Consider the following 21,495-nt stretch of genomic DNA (forward strand, 5'->3'; position numbering starts at 1 on the left):
CGAACACGCCGTACGTGATCAGATCGCGACCTACACCGCTTCATGATCTTGGAACGGCCGTGAGGGCCTCCCAGAGGGTCAGTCGGTGGTCATGCCTTGGATCACCCGCTCGAAGTGCTCAAGGTCGCCCCAATCGATATCTATAGACAGGGTGCGGTTCACGAACTTATAGGAGATGCGTACGCCCGTCTTGATCAGGACTGCGTTCTTCTGTTCCTGAGTCAGGGAGGCCCAGTGTTCCGCAATCGTCTTACTGGTTGGCCTGTACTCATAGCCGCTAGGCCGGGAAGGCTTGGCGAGTAGAGCCGTGCGACGGTTGGTCAGGTTCGTGATCCGGCTGAGGTAGTTCTCTTCGTCTCCCTCGTACAGACCTAGGTCCTTCTCCTTACGGGTCATCTTGATTGCATCCTCGACCTGCTTTAGCTCCTCTGAATGATCCTCACCGGGGACGAATACCTTATCCCTCCACGGCTTGTTACCGTGCCACTCCAGAAGGCCGTTTTCCATGGCGGCATCGAGTGTTTCCGCCTTGACGGTTCCGTTAGAGCATCGCTCTTGCCCTGATCCGCCGTACTTCTGAGTGAGGGAAGCGCACCGATAGCGAAGAGGTCCGGGAACACCATTGCGCTTGGAGCTTTGCTGATGTAGCGGCTTGCCACACACGCCACACTCTCCGACCTTCCTGAGAAGCATCGTGTTCTTCTGAGGGACACCCTTACCGCGAGAGCGAACGTCTAGAAGCTCTTGAATCCTCTGCCACTCCGAGAAGTCAAGAAGGGGCTGATAGAAGATTGTCGGCATGCCGTCTTCGCCCTTGATTACGGCATCCTTGTATTCGCGCTGCCCGAGGAGGTGACGACTACGAAGGACACGGGAGAGGGTTGAAGCTGACCATGCTTCGCCCTTCATCTCTTCGCCCCGTAGCTGGCGCTGTCGGTCCATTGAAGAGGGGATGCCCTTCTCGGTTAGCGATGTTGCGATGGAGCCGAGAGACTGAGTTTCCAGGGAGGCGATTACCTCTTTGAGGACTTCGAACATCTCAGGGTCTTTCACGATCTCCTTGGTTCCCGGCTTACGCATGTGCCCGAATCCGATGCGTCCCCCGCCCCAGTGTCCCGTCTGGCGCATGTAACGGTGATTATCGAGATTGCGGCCCTTGATGGTGTTGAGTTCAAGCTCTGCGAGAATCGCCATGATTTGAGCCACGGCCCTACCCACGGGGGAATCCAGGTCGATCGGGTCATTGGTGCAAGCGAATGTCTTGCCCCTCTCGTCAAGCCACTTAACGAGCATCGCGAAGTCAAGAGCCGAACGGCAAATGCGGTCCAGCTTCCAAGAGAGAAGCATGTCCCATTCTTCGGCCTTTTCGTCCGTGAGCCACTTGCCAAGCTCGGGACGCTCCCAAGGAGTCGTCTTACCGGCGGATACGCCCAGGTCTTCGGCCCATCCCACGATCACGTACTGGATGCCGTCGCGGCTGGAGAGGTTCCGGGCCTCCACCCATGCCTCTTGGATGGCCCGCTGATTGGCGGGGCTGATCGTGTCGTCGTGGGTCTGGCTCTGTCGGATCACTCCGAGGATGCGAACGACCTTGGGGGCTGTGTTGGGGGACACTCTTGCTCCTCTGTTTTCCCAGCTAGGGGGCCATCTCTGTGCTGGTACTCCAGAGCCTAGGCGGTCAAGGTAGCTACGTTGTAACTGTTGCTTACGTGTCGAGGTAGGTCATGAAGGTCGCGAGCGCCACCGAGACGAGCGCCCACCATCTTCCGCTCATAGGCCATCTCCTCCTATACGAGGTACGTGTACGAGGTCAATGTACGCCGTACATGTGCGGTGTATAGGAGACCTTGTACGGCGTATAGTTGTCAACTACCGGCGAGAGAATGAGGGAGCGACGATGCCAAGCGCCGAGCGGCTGACCCGACAGACCGTCGTCGACCGGGCCATCGCGCTCGCCGACGCCGAAGGGCTCGACGCGCTCACGATCAGGCGCCTCGCCCAGGAGTTGGGCGTCACGCCGATGGCCCTCTACTGGCATTTCAAGAACAAGGACCTGCTGCTGCAGGGCGTCGCCGACCACCTGCTGACCGAGGTGACACCCGAGTCCGACCCGGCCTCCCCCTGGAACGTACGGCTGCGCGCGATGGTCGAGGCAGTGCTGGGAGTGATGAGGCGGCATCCCTGCATGACCGGGATCCTGTCCGTGGTCGTGAAACAGGATGTGCCGAGCTTCACGCGGGCCACCGAGGCGGCGCTCAGCCTGCTCAAAGAGGCCGGCTTCACGGTGGAGGACGGTTATTTCGTCGCCTCCTACCTGCTCAACGGGGTAATCGGACTCGTTGGAAACAATCCGGCGTGTCCCAGGATGTTGAACTCCGCGGAGGCGGCCGAGTGGCGGCGGCAGAAACGGCTGATGTTGGAGGCGCTGCCCCCCGACCGGTTCCCGTGCATGGTCGAGTTCGCCAAAACCTACGAAAGGGAGCTGGACCAGGAGCGGTACTACGCCTTCGGTCTCGACCTGCTCCTCCGCGGGGTCGAAGCCATGGCCGTCGCTCGGACGCGTGCCGACAAGTGATCGGTTCGAATCGACCTTGACGTTGTCGCTGTGAAGTCGGTGTTTCAACAGCAACAACGTCAAGGTCGTTCACGTGTGAGCTTGTTGACGAGCCTGTTTGCCAGTGGTCGCGAGACGCATACGTGACGTTTGGGGTGCAAACCAACGCAAGAGTTGAACCGTCCACCACATGCATGTCTCCAGCCCCAGGCACCTCGTGTGCCTCAGAAAGGGATGACCGTGGGTATCAAGTTGCGGGGTGGACGCGCGATCGGCCTGATGACGGTCGGTGCGCTCGCCGGGTCGCTCCTTGCCGTCGGTGGCGCGGCCACCGCCTCGAGCGCGAGCGACACCGTGTTTTACGCGTGTGTCAACAAGAAGACGCGCTACATGCGCCATGTCGGCGTGACGACCAAGTGCCAGACCACCGAGTACAAGGTGTCCTGGAACCAGAAGGGGCAGCAGGGCCCGGAGGGTCCGGCGGGCATCGGCGGCGTCGGCCAGCAGGGTGCGCAGGGCCCGAAGGGCGACACCGGCCCGCGCGGCTTCCGCGGCCCCCAGGGTGCCCAGGGACTTCCCGGTAAGGAGGGCCCGCAGGGTCCCGCTGGTAAGGACGGCATCAACGGCAAGGACGGTATCGACGGCAAGGACGGTGCCACTGGTCCGAAGGGCGACACCGGCGCAACTGGCCCGCAGGGCCCGAAGGGTGCCGACGGTAAGGACGGTGCCAAGGGTCTCAAGGGTGACAAGGGCGACCGCGGCCTCCAGGGGCCCAAGGGTAATGATGGTAAGCCTGGGACTCAGGGTCCTGCTGGTCCGAAGGGGGCGGATGGTAAGCCCGGGGCTCAGGGCCCGGCGGGTCCTGCCGGGCCTGAAGGTCCCCAGGGTCCGGCCGGCCCCGCTGGCGGCATGGGCGCTGCCTCCGTGAAGACCGCGAGCTTCACCTTCGGCGGTGGCAAGCATGGCACCAGTTCTCAGACTGTCTCCTGCGGTAGTGGGACTGCCACGGGTGGCGGGTTCACGACGTCGGAGGGCAGCGGCTCCGGGCAGATCTACGAGAGTGCACCAGTGGTGAGTGGCGGAAAGCCGACTGGGTGGACGGTCTCCGGAAAGAACGCCTCGGGCAGCGTTTACGTGATCTGTGTCGGTGCCTGATCCTTTTCGGCGCTACCCGCGTGACGTGGTGGAGCCGTGGGGGGTCCACTGCGGTCGCGCTCTCAACGTGACCGTACGGCTGCCGCGCGCGAGGCGTAGCCGTACGGGAAGCGGACGCAGGCCCTCCCGGACACGTTCCGGGAGGGCCTGCGCCGTACCACCATCCCGGCCGCCTTCTCTGGTGCGTACGGAGGGCCACCTCGGGTCTGGTTTGGCAGAATGAACGTATGACGCGGGAAGAGCTGGAGCGGCTGCTGCCGGCCATCGCCGAGCTCTGCGTACGCTACGGAGTTGCGGAGCTGTCGGTCTTCGGCTCGACTGCTCGCGATGAGGCGACCGCGGCCAGCGATGTCGATCTGCTCTACGTCCGCGGCCCGCGAGCCGTCCGCGGGCTCGCCTTCTTCCGCTTCCGCGACGAACTCGAAGCGGTTCTCGGATGCTCTGTCGACCTCGTCGCGAAGGACGGGCTGCACTGGGTGATTCGGGAACGTGTCCTCAGCGACGCTGAGGTCCTGTATGCCGCGTGATCCTCGACGCGACTCCCTCTACCTCGCGGACATGGTCGAAGCCTGCCGGACGATCCGCCGCTGGCTCGACACCCACGGCCACCGGTGGGATGAGGACGACCTTCTCCGTAACGCCGTTCTTCGTCAACTCATGGTCATCGGCGAAGCGTCCGCATGCCTTAGTGAGGATCTTCGTGTCGAGCTTCCAGAGATACCGTGGCGGGAGATCCGTGGCTTTCGCAATCACGCAGTGCATGCGTACTTCAGGTCCGTGCCGGTCGCTTCGCCGCGGCGGCAGCGGCGGGCTCGGTAGATGTGGTGGGCGCGGGTACGGTGGGGCGGTAGCGGCCGGACAGGCGGGCCGCTTTGAGGCTGAGGTGCAGGCTGAGTCGTTCGGCGCCGTCCCGCAGGTCGGTGCCCACCAGCTCCTCGACCCGCCGCAGCCGGTAGTAGAGCGAGGTGCGGTGCAGTCGCAGGCGGCGCGCGGTGGCCAGCGCGCTGCCGGCCAGGTCGAGGTACGTCTCCAGCGTCTGCAGCAGCGGCAGATGCTGGGCGTCGTCCAGTAGCCGTTCCAGGCCGGGATGCAGGTTGCCGTCCAGGCTGTCCGGCGGGACCCGGGCGAGCATGCGGTAGACCCCGAGATCGTGCCAACGCGCCGAGCGTCCGAGTTCCGGCACCCGGGCCGCGACCTCGGCGGCGTGCCGGGCCTCCGCGTACGACTGCGCCGCCTCGCCGAGTGAGGGGTGGGTTCGGCCGATCCCGACGAGGACCGGCAGGTCCATGGCGGCGTGCAACTCCTCGGGGAAGCCGCCGGGGCCCGAGGTGAGCAGCACGGCGTGGTCGGACCGTACGAGGTGTAGCGGGTGGCGCCCGGCCAGGCGGCGCCGTACGGTGAGCAGCCCGCGCTCCAGCGTCAGCCGCAGCGTCGTGTCCGACTCGTCCGACTCGTCTGACGGCTCGGCCGCGACGGGCCGGACGACCGCCACGGTGACGGAGGCGGTTCGCGGGAAGGCGCCGGCCTCGATCAGAGTACGGGCGCCGCCCGCCTCGCCGAGCAGCAGGCCGGTGACGGCCTCGAGCTCGCGGTGCGAGACGAGGGCGGCGGTCAGGCTCGCGTGGAAGAGGGTGAGGGCCAGCGACGGAGCCGCGGCGGCGACCTGATCGATCTCCTGGGCGGTCATCGCGGGGGCCACGTCGATGCACCACAGGAAGCCGAGCAGCCGGCCGTCGTGCCTGATCGGGACGCAGACCCGGGGCAGCAGGCCCAGATCGGGGGCGCCGGGCGTGCGTATCGGACAGGTCGCCTCACGGATGCCGGCGGCCCCCAGGAAGGCGCGCACCTCGGGGGTGGTGTGGCGGCGCAGGATCGAGTCGCGGCGGATGTCGTCCAGCGGTCCGTTCTGCTCGCTGTAGGCGACCACGTGCTGCCTGGCGTCCTCCAGCAGCAGCGGCCTGTTGAGGCGCATGGCGACGTCGTCCACGATCCGCTGCGGATCGGCCACTCGGCCTCACCTGGACTTTCCGGCATTTGTCGAAGCTTTCCTCCACAGCCTTCCCTACAACTGATCGATGATCTGTGTCAAGGTGGTCTATAACGTCCGCTTCATGAGATCCCTCCAGAAGTTGCTGACGGGCATGGTGGCGGCCATCGTGCTGGTCCCACTGGCCCTGACGGCGTCGCCCGCCTCGGCGCAGCCCCCCGCCGATCCGCCCAATCCCTGGCGGCTGAACCACTGGCCGCGGACCCAGCCCTGGCAGCTCGACGAGCCGGCGGAGCCACAGGCTCTGCACGGCAGGCCATCGCGGGCCGTCGCCCCGATCGACCCGCAGAACTGGAAGAACCCCGACCACATGACGTGGGCGGACTACAAGAAGATCCCCGGGATGAACTGGGCCGATCCGAACGCCAAGGGCTCGGTGCGCACCTTCAAGGGCGCGTTGGTGCTGCTCGACTACGCCAACCAGCCGTTCGTGGTGACCCGGCCCGCGCACACGACCGTCTTCGGCAACCCCAGCGCCCAGGCCCACGACATCCCGCGTGACGAGGTCGCCAAGTTCTACCAGGACTTCCTCAACACGCCGAACCAGCTCAACAACGGCCACACCATTCATGAGTACTGGATGGAGGACTCCGGCGGCCGCTACGGCGTCGAGTTGACGGGCTTCGGCCCCTATCTGATGCCGGGCAAGTCCCACGAGTACGCGATGGAGTTCCAGCCAGACGCCTGCCCGACGGGCGACAGATGTGACAAGAACCTGCGCGTCGACGGCAACACCGCCTGGATCGCCGACGTCGGCACGGACATGGCCGATCAGTTCGACTTCGTCTTCTACCTGAGCGCCGGCCAGGACGAGTCCTCGACCTGGCAGGAGTTCGGCATGATGAAGTTCCCCAACAGGGAGGACGTGACCGACGAGTTCGGACCGCCCGACCCGAACCTGCCCAACTGGTCCAGGACCCGTTACGTGGACTGGACGTCCTGGGCCGCCGGCTCGACGTTCTGGCCCAACGCCCGGTTCGGCGTCGACTCGGTCCAGGCGGAGAGCTCCGGCATGGGGGTCTATGCCCATGAGTTCAGCCACATCATGGGCATCGCCGACAACTACAACAATCCGTACGGCAACCCGCCGGTCCGGTCCTACACCGGCATCTGGGAGATGCTCAGCCGGGGCAGCTTCAACGGTCCGGGCGGTCCGCACAGCCGCTGGCTGATCCCGCCGACCGCGGGCGCTTCGATGGGCGCGCACCACATGCTGCGCAACAAGATGAAGCTGGACATGGTCGACGAGGAGAACGTGCTACGCCTGTCGCGCGAGGCCCTCCGTGAGTCGGGCCTGGTCGTCGCCGAGGTGACGGCACGCGAGATCCAGCCGGGCAGGAGTGAGCTGACCGGCGTCAACATCTCCTTAGACACGGGGGACAAGTCCACCGGGTCGTGCGGCCAGCGGACCGATCCGCTGTGCGATGGCGGTGGCTACGACAACTACACGATCGAGGTCGTCGACCGGATCGGCAGCGACTCCTTCACCCCCGACTCCGGCGTGCTCCTGGCCAAGACCAAGAACCAGGACCGGGCGCCGTTCGAATGGGTGATCGACGCCAACCCGCAGGACATCGGGATGACGGACTACGTGCTGCCCGACGGCACCGAGGTCCCGATCACGATCGGCGACTACCGCCAGCTCTCCGACGCCCTCTTCCACGCGGGCACCGACTCGGGCAGCGAATACGAGTACGTCGACCAGGCCAACCGCCTGCACTTCTACATCACCAACGTGCACCGCGACAGAAAGGGTGTCTTGTCCTACACCGTCGCGATCCGGTCCCTCGACGGCTTGGGCCCGCAGAAGCGGGGCGTGAAGCTCCTGCCGGGGGTCGGCGTCCCGGCCGCCCAGAAGGGCGTGTCGACCTGCCGGTTCCCGCTGTTCAACACCGGCAGGGCCGCTCCCGTGCGGGGACAGCACCCCGAGGACGTCAGCGCCTACCTGAAGGCCGACGTCTATCGGCTGAAGGCCGAGGTCGACGGGCGCGGCTGGACCGCGATCACCCCCAACGCCCTCGCGGCCGTCGGATTCGGCGACCACGCGTTCGTCACCGTCCACGCCAAGCGCGGCGACGGAGGCAGCCGGCTCGCCGGGGTGAAGCTCACGGCCACCTCCGAGAGCGACCCGGCCAAGACGACGACCGTCACCTGCATCGTCGTCGGCCTCTGAGGTCCCGCTACGAGAAGCGCCCCTCCGGACCCCGTGGTCCGGAGGGGCGCCTCCCACTGCCATGCCGTACGGCACGGGCGGTCGCGTCAGCCGAAGATGCCCGGCAGCGTCTCCGTGTGGACCTCGCGCAGCTCCTCGACCGGGACCTCGAAGAGGTTCTCAATCGAGAGCGCCGTGCCGCCGGTGGCGCCCAGACCGTGGCAGGCGACCCCCTGCCGGGCGCACAGCTCGGCGAGCGCGTCGAAGGCCTCGGGCCGTACGCAGACCAGCGCCCGCGCGGCCGACTCGCTGAACAGGTCGACGAACGGATCGTCGCCGGGCAGCGTGACCGTGCAGCCGACGCCGCCTGCGAGACAGGACTCGGCGAGCGCGATGGCCAGACCGCCGTCGGACAGGTCGTGCGAGCCCTCCAGCAGGCCGTCGGCGGCCGCCGTTGTGAGCACGGAGGCCAGCCGGCGCTCGGCCTCGAGGTCCGCCCGCGGCGGCAGCCCGCCGAGGTGGTCGTGGACGACGTGCGCCCACTCCGAGCCGCCGAGCTCCTCCCGGGTCTCGCCGAGCAGCACGACGCGCAGATCGTCCGCGACGAACCCTGGCCTGACCCGCCGGGAGACGTCGTCGATCACGCCGAGCACGCCGACGACCGGTGTCGGGTGGATGGCGTCGGTCCCCGTCTGGTTGTAGAACGACACGTTGCCGCCGGTGACCGGCACGCCGAGCGTCCGGCAGGCGTCGGCGAGCCCGCGTACCGCCTCGGCGAACTGCCACATCACCTCGGGATCCTCCGGCGAGCCGAAGTTCAGGCAGTTGGTCACGGCCAGCGGGCTGGCACCGCTGACGGCCACGTTCCGGTACGCCTCGGCCAGCGCGAGCTGGGCACCCGTGTACGGGTCGAGCTTCGCGTAGCGGCCGTTGCCGTCGGTCGCCAACGCGATGCCGCGGTCGGTGTCCTGCGCGCCGGGCATCACCTCGGAGATGCGCAGCATCCCGGCGTCGGCCGGCTGGGCGAGGACGGTGTTGCCGCGCACGTACCGGTCGTACTGCGAGGTCACCCACTCCTTGGACGCCAGGTTGGGCGAGCCGAGGAGGGCGAGCAGGGTCTGCCGGAGCTCGGCGCCGGTGGTGGGGCGCGGCAGCCGGCACGGGCCGGCGGCGTTGAGCGCGGTCTGCCCGGCGGGCTCCACGAGCGGCCGCTCGTAGACGGGGCCCTCGTCGGCCGCGGTGCCCGGCGGGATGTCGACGATGACGTCGCCGTCCCAGGTCATGACGAGCCTGCCGGTGTCGGTGACCTCGCCGATCACGGTGGCCGGCACGTCCCACTTGTCGCAGATCGCCATGAAGGCCGGGATGTCGTCGGGGGCGACGACGGCCATCATCCGCTCCTGCGACTCGCTCATCAGGATCTCCTCGGGCCGCAGCGTCGGGTCGCGCAGCGGAACGAGGTTGAGGTTCACCCGCATGCCGCCGGTGCCCTTGGCCGCCAGCTCGGTCGTGGCGCACGACACGCCGGCCGCGCCCAGGTCCTGGATGCCGACCACCACGTCCGCCTGGTAGAGCTCCAGGCAGCACTCGATCAGCAGCTTCTCCATGAACGGGTCGCCGACCTGTACGGCGGGCCGCTTGGCCTGCGACTCCTCCTCGAACGTGGCCGAGGCGAGCACCGAGGCCCCGCCGATGCCGTCGGCGCCGGTGCGCGCGCCGAACAGCACGACCTTGTTCCCCGGGCCGGGCGCGGTGGCCAGCTTGATCTGGTCCTTGCGCAGCAGGCCCACGCACAGCGCGTTGACCAGCGGGTTGCCGATGTAGCAGGGGTCGAAGACGACCTCGCCGCCGATGTTGGGCAGGCCGAGGCAGTTGCCGTACCCGCCGATGCCCTCGACGACCCCGGGCAGCACGCGTCGGGTGTCCGGCTGGGTCGCGCCGCCGAAGCGCAGCGAGTCCATGACCGCGATCGGCCGGGCGCCCATCGACATGATGTCGCGGACGATGCCGCCGACGCCGGTCGCCGCGCCCTGGTGGGGCTCCACGTACGACGGGTGGTTGTGTGACTCGATCTTGAAGGTGGCGGCCCAGCCGTCGCCGATGTCGACGACGCCGGCGTTCTCGCCCATGCCGACGAGCAGCGCCTCCGACTTGGGCGCCTTGGTGCCGAACTGCCGCAGGTGCACCTTCGAGGACTTGTAGGAGCAGTGCTCGCTCCACATGACCGAGTAGATCGCGAGCTCCGAGCCGGTCGGGCGCCGCCCGAGGATCTCGCGGACCCGCTGGTACTCGTCGTCCTTCATGCCCAGTTCGGCGTACGGCAGCCGCTCCCCGGGCGTCTCCAGGGCGCGTTTGACGGTGTCGAGAGTCATGCGTTCACCAGCCGCTTGAGGATCGAAGTGAAGAAGCCGCGACCGTCCACGCTCGGCGCGCCGGTGAGCTCCTCGACCGCGTGCTCGGGGTGGGGCATCAGGCCCACGATGTTCCCCGCCTCGTTGGTGATCCCGGCGATGTCGCCCAGAGACCCGTTCGGGTTGCCTCCGGCGTACCGGAAGACGACCCGGCCCTCGCTCTCCAGCACGGCGAGCGTCGCCGCATCGGCGACGTAGCGGCCCTCCCCGTGTTTGATCGGCAGCACGATCTCCTGGCCGGGAGCGAACTCGCAGGTCCAGGCGGTGTCGGTGTTCTCGACCCGGATTCGCTGGTCGCGGCAGACGTAGTGCAGGCCCGCGTTGCGGGTCAGCGCGCCGGGCAGCAGATGCGCCTCGCAGAGAATCTGGAAACCGTTGCAGGTGCCCAGCACCGGCAGCCCGCCGCGGGCCGCCGGGATCAGTTCGTCCATCAGCGGGGCGAAGCGTGAGATGGCGCCGCACCGCAGGTAGTCGCCGTAGGAGAACCCACCGGGGAGGAACACGGCGTCCACTCCCCTGAGATCGCGGTCGGCGTGCCACAGGGGCACGGCCTCCGCGCCGGCCAGCCGTACGGCTCGCGCGGCGTCCTGGTCGTCGAGTGTTCCGGGGAAAGTGACGATGCCCACCCGGGCAGCGCTCATCGAATCTCTCCTTGAGCGTGGAGACCCCAGGCTTGCGCCCTGGGGAGGAACCAAGCGCGTACACCTCAGGGTATCGGAGGCGCTCGAGAGGGTGAGCCGGGAGGATGATCAGACGCCCTGGCGGCCGGAAGCGGGGGTGGCCGGACGCGGGGTGGTCAGACGCCGGCCAGGTGCCGGTCGAGGGTCAGATGACGGGCGATGGCGCCGTCGTCCCAGTCGAGTTCCTTGCACAGCCGCACCGTGGTGCCGCGGCCGGGGCTGATGTCGAAGGAGATGTCGTCGACGACGGCCCGCATGATGAGGATGCCCCTGCCGTGCTCGGCGTCACTCGGGGGAAGCTGCCTCGGGACGCCGTCCAGGCCGTGACCGCGATCGGTGACCCGCAGCTCGCAGCGGCCGTTGCCGATGATGCCCGTGATGTCATATCGCGTGGCCGGACCGCCGTGACGTACGGCGTTCGCGCAGGCTTCCGAGGTCGCCAGCAGGATGTCGGCCACGCATTCCTCGGTCACGCCCAGCGAACGCAGGGCGTCCCCGACCACCCTGCGGACCACGGGGATGCCTATCGCATCTCGCGGCATGGCCAACGAGAACTCAATGTCCACCGGACCCCTCCCCGGTGTCGAAGGTCACCAAGGTAGGTTTCCCCGGTGAATCGGGGCTAACCGCTAAATCAGCGTCCTGTTGTTCACGGTCGGCTCGTTCGCGGCTTTCTGGACGGCCCCTTGAAGCTTTCGGGGTTGTTTGTCCGGTATCGACGATGTGAAATGCGTCACGTTACTCTTCGACCTTGATCGAAAAGTCCTCGATCACCGTATTGGCCAGGAGAGTTTCGGCCATTTTCCGGACATCCGAAAGGGCTGCTTCATCGGCCGGGCCGTCCAGTTCCAGCTCGAACCGCTTGCCCTGCCGTACGGCGGAGACGCCGGAGAAGCCGAGCCGCGGCAGTGCGCCGGCGATGGCCCGCCCCTGCGGGTCGAGGATCTCCGGCTTGAGCATGACGTCGACGATGACGCGCGCCACGTTGTTCCTCCAGTTGGGCGAGGTGGGATGGAACGGCTTCCGCTCAAGCCTATCCAGTCGGCCGAGGTGGCCCGCCTGCTCCCCACCACCCCCCACCCCCCACCTCTCAGGCCGTGATCTTGCGAAAACTCGCAGATCCCTGCCCTGGGCAGGCGTTTTCCCATTCGTGATCTTGCAGTTTCTCGCAGATCTGTCCATTGAGCAGCGAAAACGTTGTTTGTGATCTTGCACTTGACGTCAATTGCAAGATCACCGAAGGTATAGGTGCACGTCGGCGGCTTGCCTGCGATTATCTGCAAGATCACGAAATTGATCCGCGCAGGTCAGTGGGCATGTCTGCGAGAAACTGCAAGATCACGGGGGAGGGGTGGGTGGCAAACGTGGATTCCGACAACATCGCGCTGGGCGGCTTGGAGCCGGGCAGCCTGGTGTGGCCGCGCACGGTAGGGATATACGGATGGTGTGGGGTCTTGCGCAGTGGGGTGTCGCCTCTGCCACGATGTCCGCAGGAGGGCGCGGCCGCCCACCCAGCGGCCGTACGCCTGAGGAGACTCGGCCTCCCGACGGTGGCGACCCCATCAGCGGACGGCCCATGACGCACAGGAGAGGCAACGTGACAGCCGACGCCCCTCGCGGTGTTGACGCACCCCCAGATCTGGTCCAACTGCTCACCCCTGAGGGAGAGCGGGTCGATCACCCCGACTACGACATCGAACTGACCGCGGAAGAGGTCCGCTCCCTCTACCGGGACCTGGTCCTGGTGCGACGCGTCGACCTGGAGGCGGTAGCCCTGCAGCGGCAGGGCGAGCTGGGCCTCTGGGCGTCCCTCCTCGGACAGGAGGCCGCGCAGATCGGCTCCGGCCGGGCGCTGACCGCCACCGACATGGCCTTTCCCACCTACCGGGAGCACGGCGTGGCCTGGTGCCGCGACGTCGACCCGGTCAAGCTGCTCGGGATGTTCCGCGGCGTGAACCACGGCGGATGGGACCCGGCCGAGCACAACTTCCACCTCTACACCATCGTCATCGGCTCCCAGACGCTGCACGCGGTGGGCTACGCGATGGGCGTCCAGCGGGATGGCGCCGACGCCGCCACGATCGTCTACTTCGGCGACGGGGCCTCCGCTCAGGGCGACGTGAACGAGGCGTTCATCTGGGCCTCGGTCTTCAACGCGCCGGTGGTGTTCTTCTGCCAGAACAACCAGTGGGCGATCTCCCAGCCGATGGAACGGCAGACGAAGATCCCGCTGTACCAGCGGGCGTCGGGCTTCGGCTTCCCGGGCGTCCGGGTCGACGGCAACGACGTGTTCGCCTGCCTCGCGGTGACCCGGCAGGCCCTGCGCGACGCCCGCGAGGGGCAGGGGCCCACGCTCATCGAGGCGTACACCTACCGGATGGGCGCGCACACCACATCCGACGACCCGACCCGCTACCGGCTGGCCGACGAGCTGGAGGCCTGGAAGCTGAAGGACCCGATCGAGCGTGTGAAGGCCTACCTGTTCAAGAACCAGTTCGCCGACCAGGAGTTCTTCGACAAGATAGACGCGGAGGCCGACGCGCTGGGCAAGGACGTACGCGCCCGGTGCCTGGCCATGCCGGACCCGAAGCCGGAGGCGATGTTCCAGCACGTCTACACGGAGCCGCACGCCCTCCTCGACGAGGAGCGCGAGCAGTACCTGACCTATCTCGCGGGCTTCGAGGCGGGAGGCGAGCGATGACCACCCTCACTCTCGGCAAGGCGCTCAACGAGGGCATGCGCCGCGCGATGGAAAACGACCCCAAGGTCCTCGTGATGGGGGAGGACGTAGGTAAGCTCGGCGGCGTCTTCCGGGTGACCGACGGCCTGCAGAAGGACTTCGGCGAGGACCGCGTGATCGACACGCCGCTCGCCGAGTCCGGCATCATCGGCACCGCGATCGGCCTGGCCCTGCGCGGCTATCGGCCCATCTGCGAGATCCAGTTCGATGGGTTCGTGTTCCCGGCGGCCGACCAGATCATCACGCAGCTCGCCAAGATGCCGCTGCGGTCGCTCGGCGCGCTCAAGCTGCCCGTCGTCGTCCGCATCCCGTGCGGTGGCGGGATCGGCGCGGTCGAGCACCACTCCGAGTCGCCGGAGGCGTACTTCACGCATACCAGCGGGCTGCGGGTGGTGGCGTGCTCGAACCCGGTGGACGCCTACACGATGATCCAGGACGCGGTCCGCTGTGACGATCCGATCATCTTCTTCGAGCCCAAGCGCCGCTACTGGGACAAGGCCGACATCGACCTGGACGCGCCCGGCCTGCCGTTGGACAGGGCCCGGGTCGTACGGCCCGGGCGCGACGTGACGCTCGTCGCGTACGGCCCGATGGTCAAGACCTGCCTGGAGGCCGCGGCCGCCGTGGAGGAGGACGGGCGCGACCTGGAGGTCATCGACCTGCGCTCGCTCAACCCGCTCGACATGGCCGTGCTGGAGGAGTCCGTCCAGCGGACCGGACGCTGCGTGGTGGTGCACGAGGCGCCGATCTTCACAGGCCTCGGGGCCGAGGTGGTGGCGCGGGTCAGCGAGCGCTGCTTCTATCATCTGGAGTCCCCGGTCCTGCGGGTCGGCGGGTTCTCCACTCCCTATCCGCCGTCCCGGCTGGAGGAGTACTACCTGCCCGACCTCGACCGGGTGCTCGACGCCGTCGACCGCACGTTCGCCTACTGACAGGGAGGGACCCTCATGCTGCGTGAGTTCAAGCTTCCCGATGTGGGCGAGGGCCTGCTCGAGGCCGAGATCGTCAAGTGGCACGTCGCGCCGGGCGACGCCGTCAAGGTCAACCAGACGATCGTCGAGATCGAGACGGCCAAGGCCGTGGTCGAACTGCCGTGCCCGTTCGAGGGCACGGTGTCCGCGCTGATGGCCACCGAGGGTGAGACCGTCGAGGTCGGCACTCCGATCATCTCCGTGCGTACGGGTGAGGAGGGCGCGACCTCCGACGAGGCACCCGCCGAAGCCGCGCCGAAGCCCGCGGAGGACAGGGGAGAGAAGGCGACGGAGAAGCGGGAGCCGGTGCTCGTCGGCTACGGGGTCAAGGCGAGCGCCACGCGGCGCCGCCCCCGGAAGGCGGCTCCCGCCGGCACTCAGGCTCCCGTGGGCACTCAGGCTCCCGTGGGCACTCAGGCTCCCGCGGCCCCCGCACCGGCGGCGACACGGGCGCTGGCCAAGCCGCCGGTGCGCAAGCTTGCCCGGGATATCGGCGTCGACCTGTCCACGCTGACCGGCACCGGACCCCGGGGGTCAATCACCCGTGCGGACGTCGAGGCGGCCGCCGGAGCGGCCCCTCCCGCCGGTGCCGTGCCGTACCGGCGGGAGGCGGGTCCCGCGCGGGGCCGCGAGGAGCGGATCCCGGTCAAGGGGGTGCGCCGGGCGACCGCGCAGGCGATGGTCGCGAGCGCGTTCACGGCCCCGCACGTCACCGAGTTCCTCCAGGTGGACGTGACGGCGACGATGGAGGCGGTCGGTCGGCTGCGGCGGTTGCCCGAGTTCGCCGACGTCAAGGTCTCCCCGCTGCTGCTGGTGGCCAAGGCGCTGATCACGGCGGTCAAGCGGCGTCCGATGGTGAACGCCACGTGGACCGACGAGGAGATCATCGTCAAGCACTACGTGAACCTCGGCATCGCGGCCGCCACCGACCGTGGCCTGATCGTCCCCAATGTCAAGGACGCGGACGAGCTTTCGCTGCCCGAGTTGGCCGGCGCGCTGGCCGAGCTCACCGAGCGGGCCCGAGCCGGGAAATGCACCCCGGCCGACCTGTCCGGCGGCACGATCACGATCACCAACGTGGGCGTGTTCGGCGTCGACTCGGGCACCCCGATCATCAACCCGGGCGAGGTGGCGATCGTGGCCTTCGGCCAGGTCAGGGACATGCCGTGGGTGGTCGACGGGCAGCTCGCCGTACGCAAGGTCACGACGCTCGCGCTGTCGTTCGACCACCGCGTGGTCGACGGCGAGCTGGGCTCCCGTGTGCTGCGCGACGTGGGCGACATGCTGGAGGACCCCCTGCGCATGCTCGCCTGGGGCTGAGCGGCTGTCGCCGCCGAGTCGTACGGCGAGGCACGACCCGGCACACAACGGACCACAACCGAAACGGCACGCCCGACGGGGCCGGGGACCTCTTGACGGACCCCGGCCCCGTCGGCGTCGACATGAGCCGATTTCAAGTGCGGTACAAGTCACGGACAAGTCGTGATCTCTAGCGTTCTGTCTCGCAACCGCCCGAACGTCAGAAGTTGGGGCGCGAGATCCGTCGCCGCGATCGTGGGGCACCGCTGCGATAAGGCTTCACCAGGGGCGACGGGGAAAGGAACGACCATGAAGAAGATCGGCATTGACGATCTGCCTTTCGCGGGCGCGGAGCTCACCGAGGCCGAGCTCGGCGACGTCTCCGGCGGCCGGCCGCCGGCTGACGACGGTGGCATGGGGCCGGGCTGGAAGGTGACCTGGTACCGGAACGGCAGGCCGGCCGAGTGGGAGAAGGCCTGATCTGAGCGCGGTCCTCGTCGCATGATGGCACCCCTTGATCGCCGGAAGGCCGGTCAAGGGGGGCTACCCCAGGTAACAGCCGAAGGTCGTGGCGGCGGGGCGGTTGACACGTGATTCTCATTCTCAGCGACCGGTCGGATGACACGGTCGACATGGTGCTGCCGAAGCTCCGGCGGCGAAACGCTCCGGTGGTCTGGTGGGATCCCGGCGACTTTCCCGCGCAGGCGCGGGTCACCGCGGCCTTCGCCGAGGGAGAACACCGGCTCACGCTGCACACCTCCACGGTGAGCCTGGACCTGACCGAGGTCACCGCGGTCTGGCGACGGCGGCCGAACAGAGTGCGGCCCGCGCCGGAGGTCGGCGAGCCGACCCACCGCGTGCACGTCGAATGGCAGGCGGAGTTCCTTCTCGACGGTGTCTGGGGGCTCATCCCGGCGCGCTGGCTGCCCGGCCGGCGTGAGGTGGAACGGCAGGCCCACAACAAGATTCTGCACATGGCCCAGGCGGTCGCCCTCGGCTTCGCGGTTCCCGAGACCGTGTACACCAACGACCCGGGCGAGCTGGTCCCCGCCTACGAGTGGGCCGCCGGTCAGCTGATCACCAAGCAGATCGACTCCGATGCGTTCCTCCTCGACGGCGTGGACCACCGGACCTACACGACCGTGCTCACCCGCCGCCATCTGACCTCGCGCCATCGGATCCGGCACGAGCCGGTCATCCTGCAGCCTTACGTGCCCAAGGCCGTCGAGCTGCGGGTGATCGTCGTGGGGAGGCGGGTGTTCGCCGCGGAGATCGACACGCGGGCGTCCAGGATGGCCCGGGACGACTGGCGGCACTACGACGACGAGCGCGTGCGCTACGGAGTCCATCGCCTGCCCGCCGAGGTCGAGCGGCGATGCGCGGACCTGGTCGCGGCCTGCGGCCTGACCTACGGGGCCATCGACCTCATCGTCACGCCGGAGGGCGAGTACGTGTTCCTGGAGATCAATCCGAACGGCGCCTGGGGCTTCGTCGAGGAGCGAACCGGCCTGCCCATCGCCGAGGCGATAGCCGACTGGCTCACCGGAGCCCGCGATGAGTGACTTCGGGAGCGTCCTCGAATCCGGCGTGGAACTGCTGCGCGGCCTGCGGCGGCGGCGTGACGACGTCGGGGCGGCCCGCCGCACCGTGGCCGAGTGGGCGGCCGGACATCCCGAGACGCACGCGGAGTTGGTCGTGGACGTCCGGCCGGGCACCCCGGTCGTCGACTACGACCTGCTGCTTGAGCATCCGGGCGGGGGGACCGTGGCGTTGACCTCCTCGACCGAGGACGGTGTGCCCTGGCTGATCGACCACTCCACCCACTGGGCCGCCGGCCACTTGGTCAGCGTGGGGGAGGTCTATCTGACGCTGCCGCAGGCGCTGACCATGCTGCGCTCCCTCTCCCGGCCGGGGCGCACTCCGCACGACGAGATCGTCGAACAGTGCCTGCTCCTCAACGAGACGAACGGCGACGACGAGCCGCTCAGCGCGGCCGACCTCCAGTCGGTGGCGGATGACTTCCGCCGCACGCGCGGACTGCACGGCCGGGAGGCCACGCTGTCCTGGCTGGCCGAGATGGGCATGTCGCCGGCCCAGTTCGAGGAGTACGTCGAGGGGATGGCTCGCCGCCGCCGGTTCCGCAGGCGCAAGGAGGCCGAGTTGGCCGCCGACCATCTCACCGCGCACCGGACCGACTTCGACGGGGTGCGCGCGCTCTGGGTGATCGCCCCGGCGCCGGTCCCGGCCGACCTGCTGGCCGACCCCGCGGCGCTGCTCGACATCGAGGAGGCCGAGGTGACCGTGGGCGAGCGCCGCGCCGCCGAACTGCCCGAGCCGCTCCGTACGGCGAGGCCGGGTGAGGTGGTCGGCCCCGTCGAGCACGGGAACGGCTTCCTCACCGGCGTCGTACGGGAGCGGCGTCCGGCCGGAGACGACGAGCAGACCCTGGCCGCCGCCGGCCACGCGGCCTTCACCGCCTGGCTCACAGAACGCCGTGCCCAGACATCGATCGAATGGCATTGGTTGTGAGAGAGCTCTTCCGCGAGGAGGCGCTGCGCCGCCATGCCGCCGCGGAGCGGCGCACGGCCGCCCCTGCCCGAGTCCCCGGATGGTGGTTCGCGCTGCTCTGGGTGGGGGTCGCGCTGCTGCTGCTCGCCTCGATCGGGCTCTTTCTCGTGATCCAGCCGATGCTGGCGGGGGACGCCTGATGGGCTGGCGGGTGCCGGTGGTGCTGCAGCAGACCGCCACCGAGTGCGGCGCCGCCTGCCTGACGATGGTGCTGGGCCACCACGGGCACCGCGCGAGTCTGCATGAGGTCACCGAACAGCTTCAGGTGGGCCGTGACGGGCTGACCGCACTCGCCATTGTGGCGGGTGCGGCAGAGTACCGGCTGAAGGCCAGGGCGTTCTCCCTCGACCCGGAGGACCTGGGGCGGCTACCGCTCCCGGCGATCGCGCATTGGGAGTTCAACCATTTCGTCGTGGTCGAGCGGTGGGCACGGGATCGGGTCGACGTGGTGGATCCGGCCCGGGGACGCCGCCGCCTGTCCCCGGAGGAGTTCAGCCGCGGGTTCACCGGGGTGGTGCTCGCCTTCGAACCGGGGCCGCGCTTCCGCCGGGGCGGGTCCAGCATGGCGAAGGCGTGGCGACGGCAGTTCCTGCGTACGCTCCTGATGCGGCGGCGGGGCCTGCTCGCCCAGGTCGTGGCCACCTCGGTGATCCTGCAGCTGCTCGGCCTGGCTCTGCCGGTCTTCTCCGAGATCCTGGTCGACCGGGTGCTCCCGGCGGGGGCCGGCGGGCTGCTCGCGGTGCTCGGCGCGGGACTGCTGCTGGCCACCCTGACCCAGTTCGTGGTCGGTTATCTGCGCAACGCGCTGCTGGTCGCGATCAGGGCGGGCGCCGACGCCGAACTCACCCGGGGGGTGGTGGAGCACCTCATCGCGCTGCCCTACCGCTACTTCACCAGGCGTGGCGCCGGCGACCTGGTGACCCGGGCCGGCAGTGTCACGGTGCTGCGCGACATGCTCACCGGGCAGATCCTCTCCGCGCTGCTCGACGGACCGCTCGCCGTCGGATATCTGATTCTGGTCTTCGTCCGGGATCCGGCCTTCGGGCTCTGCCTGGCCGGGCTCGCCACGGTTCAGGTCGCCCTGCTGCTGGCCACGACCAGCCGGGTGAACCGGCTGACCCAGCAGGAGTTGACCGCCTCCGCCTCGACCCAGAGCAGTCTCATTCAGGCGATCGGCGGGATCGAGACGCTGAAGGCGTCCGGTGCCGAGTCGCGGGCGGTGGACCAATGGTCGCGGAACTTCACCGAGCAACTCGACGCGGACGTGCGCAGCGGGCTCACGCAGGGGCTGCTGGAGGCCGCGCTGGGGGCGATCCGGCTGCTCGCGCCGCTGGGCTTGCTCTGGGTGGGGGCCTGGCGGGTGCTCGACGGCGAGTTGACGCTCGGCACCCTGCTCGCGCTGAACGCGATCGCGGTGACCGCGCTGACCCCGATCGGCTCGCTCATGTCCAGCCTGCAGAGCCTTCAGCAGGCGGGTGCTCACTTCGACCGTCTGTCGGACATCCTCGCCTCCCAGCCGGAGCCGGTGGAGGGGATCGAGGTGCTCCGGTTGCGCGGCGCGATCGAGTTGCGGGACGTGAGCTTCCGGCACGACCCGCGCGGGCCCTGGATTCTGCGGGACGTCTCCCTGGCCGTCGCCCCCGGTCAGAAGATCGCACTGGTGGGACCGTCGGGGTCGGGCAAGAGCACGCTGGCCCGGCTGCTCCTGGCGCTCTACCAGCCGACGAGTGGTGAGATCCGGTACGACGGAGTGCCGGTGAACGAGCTCAACCTTCGCTCGTTGCGCCGGCAGTTCGGCGTGGTCACCCAGGAGACGTCGCTGTTCACCGGAAGCATCAGGGAGAACATCGCACTGAACGATCGGGACGCGTCGTTGGAACGTGTCGTAGCGGCCGCCCGTATGGCCTGCCTGCACGATGAGATCGACGCGATGCCGATGAAATACGAGACGATGCTGATCGAGGGGGGTGGGCTGTCCGGAGGCCAGCGCCAGCGCCTGGCCCTCGCCCGTGCGCTGCTCGCCCGGCCCAAGATCCTGCTGCTCGACGAGGCCACCAGCAATCTGGACAGCGCCACCGAGGCCGAGATCGAGGCGAGGCTCGCGGGGCTCACCCAGACCCGCATCGTGATCGCCCACCGGCTGAGCACGATCAGGGACGCCGACCTCATCCTGGCGGTCGACGACGGCCGCATCGTCGAGTGGGGAACGCACGAGAGCCTGCTCGCACGTCAAGGGCACTACGCCGCGCTGATCGCCGCGCAGGCCGCCGGAACCGGCCGTCAGCCTGAGGGCGGGACAGGGGTCGGTGAATCGGCACGAGCTGTGAGAGGGTAACCGGGAAGGACGGCGAAAGGGGGATCATGTTCCGGCATGTGGTGCTGCTGAGCTGGATCGAGGACGCCACCGAGGAGCAGAAGGCGGAGGTGGCCAAGCGGCTGCGCGACCTGCCGGGTGTGATCCCGGAGCTGCGAAGCTATCTGGTCGGGCCGGACGCCGGAGCCACCCGGGGCAACTTCTCCTTCGCGGTCGTCGCCGACTTCGACACGCCCGAGGATTACGCCATCTATCGCGATCACCCGGCGCATCGTTCCGTGATCGACGAGTGCATCGCGCCGATCCTGGCGAGCCGCGCCGCCGTTCAGTACCACGCCGCCTGAGGGGCACGTCAGAAGTCACGCCTCCGGTCGGTTCTCCTGGTCGAGGAGCTGCCGGTCGGAGGTCTCGCCGCGCCGGGAGGCGAAGATGACGCTGAGCAGCAGGCCGGCGCCGCCGACGCACATGAAGATCACGCCGATCACGTCGATGTGCACGGAGTCACCGAGGACGTCGGGTTCGATGGCGAACTTGAGGATCGCGCCGAGCGTGATGAAGAAGATGCTGACCCCGATGCCCATTGTCGCGACCTCCGGGACGCTCG

The 21,495-nt window shown here is 68.4% G+C and carries 21 protein-coding genes; 14 read left to right on the forward strand and 7 right to left on the reverse strand.

What is annotated here, in order from left to right:
* Positions 1-78: 78 nt before the first annotated feature.
* Positions 79-1,614 carry a recombinase family protein gene (locus tag ACFHYQ_RS00265; protein ID WP_394298999.1) on the reverse strand — a complete coding sequence of 512 codons (1,536 nt, stop codon included), beginning with the start codon at positions 1,612-1,614 and terminating at the stop codon, positions 79-81.
* A 283-nt stretch (positions 1,615-1,897) separates the two neighbouring features.
* Here ACFHYQ_RS00265 and ACFHYQ_RS00270 point away from each other — a divergent pair, with 283 nt between their 5' ends.
* From ACFHYQ_RS00270 to ACFHYQ_RS00285, 4 genes are all read left to right on the forward strand, one after another.
* Positions 1,898-2,575 carry a TetR family transcriptional regulator gene (locus ACFHYQ_RS00270; protein ID WP_394299000.1) on the forward strand — a complete coding sequence of 226 codons (678 nt, stop codon included), beginning with the start codon at positions 1,898-1,900 and terminating at the stop codon, positions 2,573-2,575.
* A 219-nt stretch (positions 2,576-2,794) separates the two neighbouring features.
* A complete protein-coding gene (locus ACFHYQ_RS00275) occupies positions 2,795-3,709 on the forward strand; it encodes a collagen-like domain-containing protein (protein ID WP_394299001.1) in 915 nt (304 codons plus the stop codon).
* Between the two features lie 227 nt (positions 3,710-3,936).
* Positions 3,937-4,236, forward strand: coding sequence for a nucleotidyltransferase family protein (locus ACFHYQ_RS00280; protein WP_394299002.1), 300 nt, complete (start codon positions 3,937-3,939; stop codon positions 4,234-4,236).
* Between the two features lie 31 nt (positions 4,237-4,267).
* The gene (locus ACFHYQ_RS00285) at positions 4,268-4,528 is read left to right on the forward strand and encodes a HepT-like ribonuclease domain-containing protein (RefSeq protein ID WP_394299003.1); all 261 of its coding nucleotides are present in this window, start codon (positions 4,268-4,270) and stop codon (positions 4,526-4,528) included.
* On the opposite strand, the gene ACFHYQ_RS00290 is transcribed toward ACFHYQ_RS00285, so the two are convergent.
* Complete coding sequence (locus ACFHYQ_RS00290; protein ID WP_394299004.1) at positions 4,479-5,717, reverse strand: PucR family transcriptional regulator; 1,239 nt, start codon at positions 5,715-5,717, stop codon at positions 4,479-4,481. The two genes, ACFHYQ_RS00285 and ACFHYQ_RS00290, sit on opposite strands and share 50 nt — an antisense overlap.
* A gap of 103 nt (positions 5,718-5,820) precedes the next feature.
* Between ACFHYQ_RS00290 and ACFHYQ_RS00295 the strand changes: the two genes are divergently transcribed.
* Positions 5,821-7,929 (forward strand): M6 family metalloprotease domain-containing protein, encoded by a 2,109-nt coding sequence (locus tag ACFHYQ_RS00295; RefSeq protein WP_394299005.1) that lies wholly within the window; start codon positions 5,821-5,823, stop codon positions 7,927-7,929.
* An 86-nt stretch (positions 7,930-8,015) separates the two neighbouring features.
* On the opposite strand, the gene purL is transcribed toward ACFHYQ_RS00295, so the two are convergent.
* The 4 genes from purL to purS all read right to left on the reverse strand — a co-directional run bounded on the left by purL (position 8,016) and on the right by purS (position 11,983).
* Complete coding sequence (purL, locus tag ACFHYQ_RS00300; RefSeq protein ID WP_394299006.1) at positions 8,016-10,280, reverse strand: phosphoribosylformylglycinamidine synthase subunit PurL; 2,265 nt, start codon at positions 10,278-10,280, stop codon at positions 8,016-8,018.
* Positions 10,277-10,960, reverse strand: coding sequence for a phosphoribosylformylglycinamidine synthase subunit PurQ (gene purQ / locus ACFHYQ_RS00305; RefSeq protein WP_204018392.1), 684 nt, complete (start codon positions 10,958-10,960; stop codon positions 10,277-10,279). Before purQ ends, purL begins: the two co-directional genes overlap by 4 nt.
* Before the next feature lie 155 nt (positions 10,961-11,115).
* The gene (locus tag ACFHYQ_RS00310) at positions 11,116-11,565 is read right to left on the reverse strand and encodes an ATP-binding protein (RefSeq protein WP_394299007.1); all 450 of its coding nucleotides are present in this window, start codon (positions 11,563-11,565) and stop codon (positions 11,116-11,118) included.
* Positions 11,566-11,737: 172 nt separating this feature from the next.
* Positions 11,738-11,983, reverse strand: coding sequence for a phosphoribosylformylglycinamidine synthase subunit PurS (gene purS, locus ACFHYQ_RS00315; RefSeq protein ID WP_394299008.1), 246 nt, complete (start codon positions 11,981-11,983; stop codon positions 11,738-11,740).
* A 592-nt stretch (positions 11,984-12,575) separates the two neighbouring features.
* Here purS and pdhA point away from each other — a divergent pair.
* The 9 genes from pdhA to ACFHYQ_RS00360 all read left to right on the forward strand — a co-directional run bounded on the left by pdhA (position 12,576) and on the right by ACFHYQ_RS00360 (position 21,235).
* A complete protein-coding gene (pdhA, locus tag ACFHYQ_RS00320; RefSeq protein ID WP_394299009.1) occupies positions 12,576-13,700 on the forward strand; it encodes a pyruvate dehydrogenase (acetyl-transferring) E1 component subunit alpha in 1,125 nt (374 codons plus the stop codon).
* On the forward strand, positions 13,697-14,671 hold the full coding sequence (locus ACFHYQ_RS00325; RefSeq protein WP_394299010.1) for an alpha-ketoacid dehydrogenase subunit beta: 975 nt from the start codon (positions 13,697-13,699) through the stop codon (positions 14,669-14,671). The genes pdhA and ACFHYQ_RS00325 overlap by 4 nt, the downstream gene beginning before the upstream one ends.
* A 15-nt stretch (positions 14,672-14,686) precedes the next feature.
* The gene (locus ACFHYQ_RS00330; RefSeq protein WP_394299011.1) at positions 14,687-16,030 is read left to right on the forward strand and encodes a dihydrolipoamide acetyltransferase family protein; all 1,344 of its coding nucleotides are present in this window, start codon (positions 14,687-14,689) and stop codon (positions 16,028-16,030) included.
* A gap of 288 nt (positions 16,031-16,318) precedes the next feature.
* A complete protein-coding gene (locus ACFHYQ_RS00335; protein ID WP_394299012.1) occupies positions 16,319-16,489 on the forward strand; it encodes a putative ATP-grasp target RiPP in 171 nt (56 codons plus the stop codon).
* Positions 16,490-16,599: 110 nt separating this feature from the next.
* Complete coding sequence (locus tag ACFHYQ_RS00340; protein WP_394299013.1) at positions 16,600-17,571, forward strand: MvdC/MvdD family ATP grasp protein; 972 nt, start codon at positions 16,600-16,602, stop codon at positions 17,569-17,571.
* Positions 17,564-18,538: a TIGR04500 family putative peptide maturation system protein gene (locus ACFHYQ_RS00345; protein WP_394299014.1), complete on the forward strand. Its 975-nt coding sequence runs from the start codon at positions 17,564-17,566 to the stop codon at positions 18,536-18,538. Before ACFHYQ_RS00340 ends, ACFHYQ_RS00345 begins: the two co-directional genes overlap by 8 nt.
* Positions 18,523-18,717, forward strand: coding sequence for a hypothetical protein (locus ACFHYQ_RS00350; RefSeq protein ID WP_394299015.1), 195 nt, complete (start codon positions 18,523-18,525; stop codon positions 18,715-18,717). The genes ACFHYQ_RS00345 and ACFHYQ_RS00350 overlap by 16 nt, the downstream gene beginning before the upstream one ends.
* Positions 18,717-20,912: a peptidase domain-containing ABC transporter gene (locus tag ACFHYQ_RS00355; protein ID WP_394299016.1), complete on the forward strand. Its 2,196-nt coding sequence runs from the start codon at positions 18,717-18,719 to the stop codon at positions 20,910-20,912. Before ACFHYQ_RS00350 ends, ACFHYQ_RS00355 begins: the two co-directional genes overlap by 1 nt.
* Before the next feature lie 26 nt (positions 20,913-20,938).
* Positions 20,939-21,235 carry a Dabb family protein gene (locus ACFHYQ_RS00360; protein ID WP_394299017.1) on the forward strand — a complete coding sequence of 99 codons (297 nt, stop codon included), beginning with the start codon at positions 20,939-20,941 and terminating at the stop codon, positions 21,233-21,235.
* Positions 21,236-21,250: 15 nt separating this feature from the next.
* Here ACFHYQ_RS00360 and ACFHYQ_RS00365 read toward each other — a convergent pair whose 3' ends face one another.
* Positions 21,251-21,472: a hypothetical protein gene (locus ACFHYQ_RS00365; RefSeq protein ID WP_394299018.1), complete on the reverse strand. Its 222-nt coding sequence runs from the start codon at positions 21,470-21,472 to the stop codon at positions 21,251-21,253.
* Positions 21,473-21,495: the final 23 nt, after the last annotated feature.

It is taken from the genome of Sphaerimonospora cavernae, from assembly GCF_042435035.1.
Lineage (GTDB): Bacteria > Actinomycetota > Actinomycetes > Streptosporangiales > Streptosporangiaceae > Sphaerimonospora > Sphaerimonospora cavernae.

What these genes read in the sequence shown, in the direction of transcription:
- ACFHYQ_RS00360 (WP_394299017.1), top strand. Translation starts at nt 20,939, where the DNA reads ATGTTCCGGCATGTGGTGCTGCTGAGCTGGATCGAGGACGCCACCGAG.
- ACFHYQ_RS00345 (WP_394299014.1), top strand. Translation starts at nt 17,564, where the DNA reads ATGAGTGACTTCGGGAGCGTCCTCGAATCCGGCGTGGAACTGCTGCGC.
- purQ (WP_204018392.1), bottom strand. Translation starts at nt 10,960, where the DNA reads ATGAGCGCTGCCCGGGTGGGCATCGTCACTTTCCCCGGAACACTCGAC.
- ACFHYQ_RS00350 (WP_394299015.1), top strand. Translation starts at nt 18,523, where the DNA reads ATGGCATTGGTTGTGAGAGAGCTCTTCCGCGAGGAGGCGCTGCGCCGC.
- ACFHYQ_RS00280 (WP_394299002.1), top strand. Translation starts at nt 3,937, where the DNA reads ATGACGCGGGAAGAGCTGGAGCGGCTGCTGCCGGCCATCGCCGAGCTC.
- ACFHYQ_RS00365 (WP_394299018.1), bottom strand. Translation starts at nt 21,472, where the DNA reads ATGGGCATCGGGGTCAGCATCTTCTTCATCACGCTCGGCGCGATCCTC.
- purL (WP_394299006.1), bottom strand. Translation starts at nt 10,280, where the DNA reads ATGACTCTCGACACCGTCAAACGCGCCCTGGAGACGCCCGGGGAGCGG.
- ACFHYQ_RS00295 (WP_394299005.1), top strand. Translation starts at nt 5,821, where the DNA reads ATGAGATCCCTCCAGAAGTTGCTGACGGGCATGGTGGCGGCCATCGTG.
- ACFHYQ_RS00335 (WP_394299012.1), top strand. Translation starts at nt 16,319, where the DNA reads ATGAAGAAGATCGGCATTGACGATCTGCCTTTCGCGGGCGCGGAGCTC.
- ACFHYQ_RS00285 (WP_394299003.1), top strand. Translation starts at nt 4,268, where the DNA reads ATGGTCGAAGCCTGCCGGACGATCCGCCGCTGGCTCGACACCCACGGC.
- ACFHYQ_RS00270 (WP_394299000.1), top strand. Translation starts at nt 1,898, where the DNA reads ATGCCAAGCGCCGAGCGGCTGACCCGACAGACCGTCGTCGACCGGGCC.
- ACFHYQ_RS00355 (WP_394299016.1), top strand. Translation starts at nt 18,717, where the DNA reads ATGGGCTGGCGGGTGCCGGTGGTGCTGCAGCAGACCGCCACCGAGTGC.
- ACFHYQ_RS00330 (WP_394299011.1), top strand. Translation starts at nt 14,687, where the DNA reads ATGCTGCGTGAGTTCAAGCTTCCCGATGTGGGCGAGGGCCTGCTCGAG.
- pdhA (WP_394299009.1), top strand. Translation starts at nt 12,576, where the DNA reads ATGACGCACAGGAGAGGCAACGTGACAGCCGACGCCCCTCGCGGTGTT.
- ACFHYQ_RS00325 (WP_394299010.1), top strand. Translation starts at nt 13,697, where the DNA reads ATGACCACCCTCACTCTCGGCAAGGCGCTCAACGAGGGCATGCGCCGC.